We start from the raw sequence: 6130 nt of genomic DNA, 5'->3' as shown, positions 1-6130 counted from the left end.
CCGAAAATCGTGGACTGGTACATGCAGGGCAAGATCGAGATCGACCCGATGATCACCCACACGATGCCGCTCGACGACATCAACAAGGGCTTCGATCTGATGCACCACGGCGAGAGCATCCGCGGCGTGGTGATCTACTGACCCCGATCCGCCGACCCAGCCAAGGGGCCCCCCGACAGGCCCGGTCCCGCGCGACCGGGCCTTTTCCATGCGCCGCACCCACCGCGGGCGCCGCTCCGATTTTTCGAGAAAAATCGGCATCGGGGGCCAGCCCCCGATCCCCCGCCACGCGCGGGACGGCAGGTCCGCTGCCTTTCGCTGCAACGCGCGCCTCCGATTTTTCGCCGAAAAATCGGCTCCCGGGCCAGCCCTGCGGCGGGGGGCGACTTTCGTGGCAATGGACGCTCTCGGGCTGTGCCCCTAGTGTGGGGGCAAGCCCATGTCGGAGAGTGCGATGACCCCGGAGTCCCTGCTGCGCGCCATGTTCGCCGCCGGCGTCGCCGCGGCGCAGCCTGCCCTGTGCGTGCCGCCGCATCTGCCACCGCCGCCCCGGGGACGGACCGTCGTCATCGGAGCCGGCAAGGCCTCTGCCGCGATGGCGCGGGCGGTGGAGGATCACTGGCCCGATCCGGAGAGTCTGAGCGGTCTGGTGATCACGCGCTACGGCCACGGCGTGCCCTGCAGGCACATCACGATCCGAGAGGCGTCGCACCCGGTGCCGGATGCCGCGGGACAGGCGGCAACGGCAGAGCTTTGGGCGGCCTGCGGCGACCTGACGGCGGATGATCTGGTGATCTGCCTGATCTCGGGCGGGGGATCGGCGCTGCTGGTCGACCCCGCCCCGGGCGTGACCCTGGCCGAGAAGCAGGCGGTGAACGCCGCGCTGCTCGCCTCCGGCGCCGATATCGCCGAGATGAACACGGTGCGGCGCCATCTGTCGGGGGTGAAGGGCGGGCGGCTGGCGGCGCATTGCCATCCGGCCCGGGTGGTGACGCTGGCGATTTCCGATGTGCCCGGGGACGGGGCGGGCGTCATCGCCTCTGGTCCCACGGTGGGCGACCCGACGACCTGCGACGCGGCCCGCGCGATCCTGACGCGCCATGGCATCGCGGTGCCGGCCCTGTCGGAGAGTGTGAAGCCCGACGATCCGCGACTGGCCGGGGCGGTCTTTACCCTCGTCTCCTCTCCGCTCATCGCGCTGCGGGCGGCGGCGGCAGTGGCGGAGGCGGCGGGCTTCGCCTGCCACATCCTCGGCGATGCGCTGGAGGGCGAATCGCGCGAGGTGGCGCGGACCCTGGCGGGCATCGCGCAGAGCGTGGCGCAGCACGGTCTGCCCTTCGCCGCGCCCTGCGTCCTGCTGTCGGGGGGCGAGACGACGGTGACCCTGCGGGGGCGCGGGCGGGGCGGGCGCAACGTGGAATTTCTGGCGGCCCTGGCGGTGGCGCTGAACGGTCATCCGCGCATCCATGCGCTGGCCGGGGATACGGACGGGATCGACGGGATCGAGGATGTGGCCGGTGCCCTGATCGGGCCGGAGACGCTGGCAAGGGCACGGGCGATGGGGCGCGACCCCCGCGCCGATCTGGAGGCCAACGATGCCCACGCCCTGTTCGAGGCGCTGGGGGATCAGGTCATCACCGGGCCGACCCTGACAAACGTGAACGACCTGCGGGCGATCCTGATCCTGCCGTGACGGGAGCGCCTTTGCAGGACGACGGCCCGCGTGCGCGTGCCGGAGGAGGTCAGGTTACGTGTCCGGGCGATGGGTCAAGGGCATGTTGGTGCGATCATGGGCGCGCCCGGGGTCTTTTGCCGGAGCGGGGGGGCGGGGCGCGACGCTTGCGGCATTCCGACAACCGGATTTCGGCCCGAAGGTGCTTTCGCAGGGGGGGGGTCGGGGAAGTGGTGGGCGACCCTGGAATCGAACCAGGCGTGCGTCTCCGCGAGAGAGTTACAGTCTCCTGCCACACCTTGCGGCCTGTCGCCCACTGAGTGGCGGGATAGCTGTGGGGGCGGGGGGCGTCAACTGGAAAAAGGCGGACCCCGGACGCAAAAAGGCGAGGTCCCGGCGGTTCCTTCACAGGGGCCGCGATATCCTGTAACGGGGGGCCGACAGTCAGGGGATCAGAGATGCAGAAGCCGAAATGGGTGATCGAGAAGGAGCAGGCCAAGCGGCTTGCCGCGTCGGAAACGATCTGGCTGTTCGGCCTGCATGCGGTGCGCGATGCCCTGCTGAACCCGGCCCGCGTGAAGCTGCGGCTGGTGGTGACGCGCAACGCGCTGGACCGGCTAGGGGACGCTGTGGCCGAGTCCGGTGTCGTCCCCGAGATCAGCGATCCGCGCAGGTTCGCGGCGCCGATCGATCCGGGGTCGGTCCATCAGGGCGCCGCGCTGGAGGTGAAGCCACTGGACTGGGGCAGCCTCGAGGACATCGCGCTGGGGGATGGGCCGCAACCGCCGCGCATCGTGCTGCTGGACCGCGTCACGGACCCGCATAACGTCGGCGCGATCCTGCGGTCGGCGGAGGTCTTCGGCGCGCGGGCGGTGGTGGCGGTGCAGCGGCACGCGGCACCCGAGACGGGGGCGCTGGCCAAGACCGCGTCCGGAGCGCTGGAGCGGCAGCCCTATCTGCGGGTGCGCAACCTGGCGGATGCGATGACGCAGCTGCAGGGCATGGGATACCTCGTTCTGGGGCTGGACGGGACGGCGGACACGACGATCGAGGCGGCGCTGGAGGGGCGGCGCGACCGGCCCGTGGCGCTGGTGATGGGCGCCGAGGGGCCGGGATTGCGCGAAAAGAGCCTCGCCACCTGCGACGTGCTGGTGCGGATCGGGGCGGCGGGGGGATTCGGGTCGCTGAACGTGTCCAACGCGGCGGCGGTGGCACTTTACGCGGCGCGGGGCACCTAGGCGCGCGCGCCGCGGGGTCTGGTCGGGCCACCGCGCGGCCGAAGGCCGCGACGCCCGCCCGCCCGACCCTGGAGGCGGCGCTTCACAGGGTCGCGAGGCGCTCTGGCAGGGGACGCGCGGTCACACCACATGTTTGTCAGGGCAGGGTCTTGGAACCGGACCTGTCCGCAGACACATCCCTCGTTCCAGACTGCGCCCGGGCTTGACCCGGGCGTTTTTTCGCCGAAGGGTCGTGCCATGACCGATGTGCCCACAGATGCCGAACTGAAGGCGATCCTGCGCCGGGTGAAGACCGTGGCGATCGTCGGCGTGTCGGCGAACCCGGTGCGGCCGAGCTATTTCGTCGCGCGCTACCTGCAATTGAAGGGGGTCCGAATCGTGCCGGTCAACCCCGGGCTGGCGGGGCAGCAGCTGTTGGGCGAGACGGTCCATGCGTCGCTGGCGGAGGTGCCGGGCGCGGTCGACATGGTCGATGTGTTCCGCAGGTCGGAGGCGGTGCCGGAGATCGTGGATGCGGCGCTGGCGCGCTGGCCGCGCCTTGACGTGATCTGGCTGCAGCTGGGGGTGCGCCACGATCAGGCCGCCGCGGTGGCGCGGGCCCGTGGCGTCACGGTGGTGCAGGATCGCTGCCCCAAGATCGAGTATCAGCGGCTGTTCGGCGAGTTGCGGATGGGCGGGTTCAATACCGGCGTGATCTCGTCGCGGTTGGGCTGAGGACCGGGGCCAGCCCCGGACCCCGAGGTCTTTCAGACCAGAAGAAGGACATGGGGTGCCATTGCGCCGCTGGCCCGCGGGAGGTGCGGAGCCCGGCCCGTCGATCCGCGTCCGATGCGGCGGTCAGGGCTGGCGCGACGCCTTTTCCGTCAGGCCGGAGGTGCCCTGGCGGCGGGCGAGTTCGGCCATGACGTCCGAGAGCGGCACGTCGCAGGCGGCGAGCATGACGAGGAGGTGGTAGAGGGTGTCGGCGGCCTCGGACGTCAGGGCGGCGCGGTCGCCGCGGACGGCCTCGATGATCGCCTCGACCGCTTCCTCGCCGAATTTCTCGGCGCATTTTGCGGGGCCCTTGGCGAGCAGCTTCGCGGTCCAGCTGGTGTCCGGGTCGGCGTCCTTGCGGGCGGCGATGGTGGCGGCGAGGTCGTCGAGGGTCATGACAGCCTCATCGGGATGCCGGCGTCGGCCATGTGGGCCTTGGCCTGGGGAATCGTGTAGGTGCCGAAGTGGAAGATCGAGGCGGCGAGGACGGCGCTGGCGTGGCCTTCGGTCACGCCTTCGACCAGATGATCGAGGGTGCCGGCGCCGCCGGAGGCGATGACGGGGATGTCGACCGCATCCGCCACGGCGCGGGTGAGGGGGATGTTGTAGCCGGTCTTGACGCCGTCGTTGTCCATCGCGGTGAGCAGGATCTCTCCCGCGCCCTTCGTGGCCATGGTGCGGGCGAAGGCGACGGCGTCGATGCCGGTGGGGCGGCGGCCGCCGTGGGTGAAGATTTCCCACCGGCCGGGGGCCACGGTCTTGGCGTCGATGGCGACCACGATGCACTGGCTGCCGAAGCGCAGGGCGGCCTCGGTCACCACGTCGGGGTTGGCGACGGCGGCGGAGTTGAAGCTGACCTTGTCGGCCCCCGCCAGCAGCAGGGCGCGCACGTCGTGGTGGGTGCGCACGCCGCCGCCGATGGTCAGCGGCATGAAGCAGGCCTCTGCCGTGCGGGTGGCGAGGTCGAACATGGTGCCGCGGTTTTCCTCGGTCGCCATGATGTCGAGGAAGCAGAGTTCGTCCGCGCCGGCGGCGTTGTAGGCGATGGCGGCGTCCACCGGATCGCCCGCGTCGCGCAGGTCGACGAAGTTGACGCCCTTGACCACGCGGCCATTGGCCACGTCGAGGCAGGGGATGATGCGGGTCTTGAGCATGGCGGCCTTTTAGGCCGGATCGCGGGGCGAGGGAAGGGAACATCCGCGCGGGAGCCTGGGTTGGAGCGCGAAAGAAGGAGTTTGCGAGATGTTCAGGACGACGATGATCGCGGCGGCGGTGCTGCTGGCAGGGCCTGCCATGGCCGAGGTGCATCAGAAGGCCAGCCCCAAGACCGTCGACGAGACGATGACGGATCTGATGGCAGCGGTGACTGCCGCCGGGGCCACGGTCCTTGCCGTGGTCGATCACGAGGCGGCGGGGGCCGACGCGGGGTTCGAGCTGCCGGAGGCACAGGTGCTGGTCTTCGGCAATGCGGCGCTGGGGTCGCAGGCGATCGCGGATGATCCGATGGCGGGGCTGGTGCTGCCGCTGCGGGTCGCTGTGATGGCAGATGCGGCGGGTGCGACGCAGGTCGTCTGGGCCGATACGGCGACGTTGTTCGAAGGGCTTTCGATTCCCGCCGACGCGCCCTACCGGGCGCAGATCGACGCGGCGCTGGAGGGGCTGACCGACGCGGCGACGGGCGGCTAGGCCAGCGCCGCGAGGGCGGCACGCAGATCGAGCGCGCCGTCGTAGAGGGCGCGGCCCGAGATCGCGCCGCTGATGACCCCGGTCTCCTTCAGGGCGGTGAGGTCGTCGAGCGACGATACGCCGCCCGACGCGATGACCGGGATCGACACGGCGCGGGCGAGGTCGGCGGTGGCCGCGACGTTGGGGCCCTTCATCGCGCCGTCGCGCAGGATGTCGGTGTAGATGATCGCGGCGATCCCCGCATCCTCGAAGGATTTCGCGAGGTCGGTGACGATGATGTCGGTTTCCTTGGCCCAGCCGCGGGTGGCGACGCGGCCGTTGCGGGCGTCGAGGCCGACGGCGACCTGACCGGGGAAGGCGCGGGCGGCCTGCCGCACGAGGTCGGGATCCTCGACGGCGACGGTGCCGAGAATCACCCGCGACAGGCCCAGCGTCAGCCAGCGTTCAATCGTGGCCATGTCGCGGATGCCGCCGCCGAGCTGGGTGGGGACCTTGCAGCGTTGCAGGATCGCCTCGACCGGGGCGGCGTTGACCGGGGTGCCGGCGAAGGCGCCGTTCAGGTCGACGAGATGCAGCCACTGGCAGCCGGCGTCGACGAAGACCTGCGCCTGTGCCGCAGGATCGTCGCTGAAGACCGTCGCGCGGTCCATCTCTCCATGGACGAGGCGGACGGCCTGTCCGTCCTTCAGGTCGATTGCGGGGTAGAGGATCATCGTGAGGACTCCGGCCGGTTTGCGGTCTTGTGCGCAAAGCCCGCGGAAAAGGCAACCGACGTGGCGTC

General features: G+C 70.7%; 7 protein-coding genes, 1 tRNA gene and 1 pseudogene. 5 read left to right on the top strand and 4 right to left on the bottom strand.

Annotated elements, in window-relative coordinates; genetic code table 11:
- Both BUA54_RS20850 and BUA54_RS12855 read left to right on the top strand, forming a co-directional pair.
- Positions 1 to 141 (top strand): annotated as a pseudogene (locus BUA54_RS20850) (S-(hydroxymethyl)glutathione dehydrogenase); the annotation flags it as partial.
- A 313-nt stretch (positions 142 to 454) separates the two neighbouring features.
- Positions 455 to 1693 carry a glycerate kinase type-2 family protein gene (locus BUA54_RS12855; RefSeq protein ID WP_072857632.1) on the top strand — a complete coding sequence of 413 codons (1239 nt, stop codon included), beginning with the start codon at positions 455 to 457 and terminating at the stop codon, positions 1691 to 1693.
- Positions 1694 to 1903: 210 nt separating this feature from the next.
- Here the strand turns inward: BUA54_RS12855 and BUA54_RS21250 are convergent.
- Positions 1904 to 1987: transfer RNA gene (locus tag BUA54_RS21250), tRNA-Tyr, on the bottom strand.
- A 143-nt stretch (positions 1988 to 2130) separates the two neighbouring features.
- On the opposite strand from BUA54_RS21250, the gene rlmB reads away from it, so the two are divergent.
- The gene (rlmB, locus tag BUA54_RS12850) at positions 2131 to 2910 is read left to right on the top strand and encodes a 23S rRNA (guanosine(2251)-2'-O)-methyltransferase RlmB (RefSeq protein WP_072857631.1); all 780 of its coding nucleotides are present in this window, start codon (positions 2131 to 2133) and stop codon (positions 2908 to 2910) included.
- Between the two features lie 237 nt (positions 2911 to 3147).
- Positions 3148 to 3624 (top strand): CoA-binding protein, encoded by a 477-nt coding sequence (locus BUA54_RS12845; RefSeq protein ID WP_178352745.1) that lies wholly within the window; start codon positions 3148 to 3150, stop codon positions 3622 to 3624.
- A 123-nt stretch (positions 3625 to 3747) separates the two neighbouring features.
- Here BUA54_RS12845 and BUA54_RS12840 read toward each other — a convergent pair whose 3' ends face one another.
- Together BUA54_RS12840 and hisF are read right to left on the bottom strand one after the other, a co-directional pair.
- Positions 3748 to 4059: a phosphoribosyl-ATP diphosphatase gene (locus tag BUA54_RS12840; protein WP_072857630.1), complete on the bottom strand. Its 312-nt coding sequence runs from the start codon at positions 4057 to 4059 to the stop codon at positions 3748 to 3750.
- Entirely contained in the window at positions 4056 to 4817 is a 762-nt protein-coding gene (hisF, locus tag BUA54_RS12835) for an imidazole glycerol phosphate synthase subunit HisF (RefSeq protein WP_072857629.1), read from the bottom strand. Before hisF ends, BUA54_RS12840 begins: the two co-directional genes overlap by 4 nt.
- Positions 4818 to 4905: 88 nt before the next feature.
- Between hisF and BUA54_RS12830 the strand changes: the two genes are divergently transcribed.
- Complete coding sequence (locus tag BUA54_RS12830; protein ID WP_072857628.1) at positions 4906 to 5349, top strand: DUF302 domain-containing protein; 444 nt, start codon at positions 4906 to 4908, stop codon at positions 5347 to 5349.
- Here BUA54_RS12830 and hisA read toward each other — a convergent pair.
- A complete protein-coding gene (hisA, locus tag BUA54_RS12825) occupies positions 5346 to 6062 on the bottom strand; it encodes a 1-(5-phosphoribosyl)-5-[(5-phosphoribosylamino)methylideneamino]imidazole-4-carboxamide isomerase (RefSeq protein WP_072857627.1) in 717 nt (238 codons plus the stop codon). The two genes, BUA54_RS12830 and hisA, sit on opposite strands and share 4 nt — an antisense overlap.
- Positions 6063 to 6130 lie beyond the last annotated feature (68 nt).

This window comes from Loktanella atrilutea (assembly GCF_900128995.1).
In the GTDB taxonomy this organism is placed as follows: Bacteria; Pseudomonadota; Alphaproteobacteria; order Rhodobacterales; family Rhodobacteraceae; genus Loktanella; species Loktanella atrilutea.
This window is presented reverse-complemented; position numbering and strand designations above follow the sequence as displayed.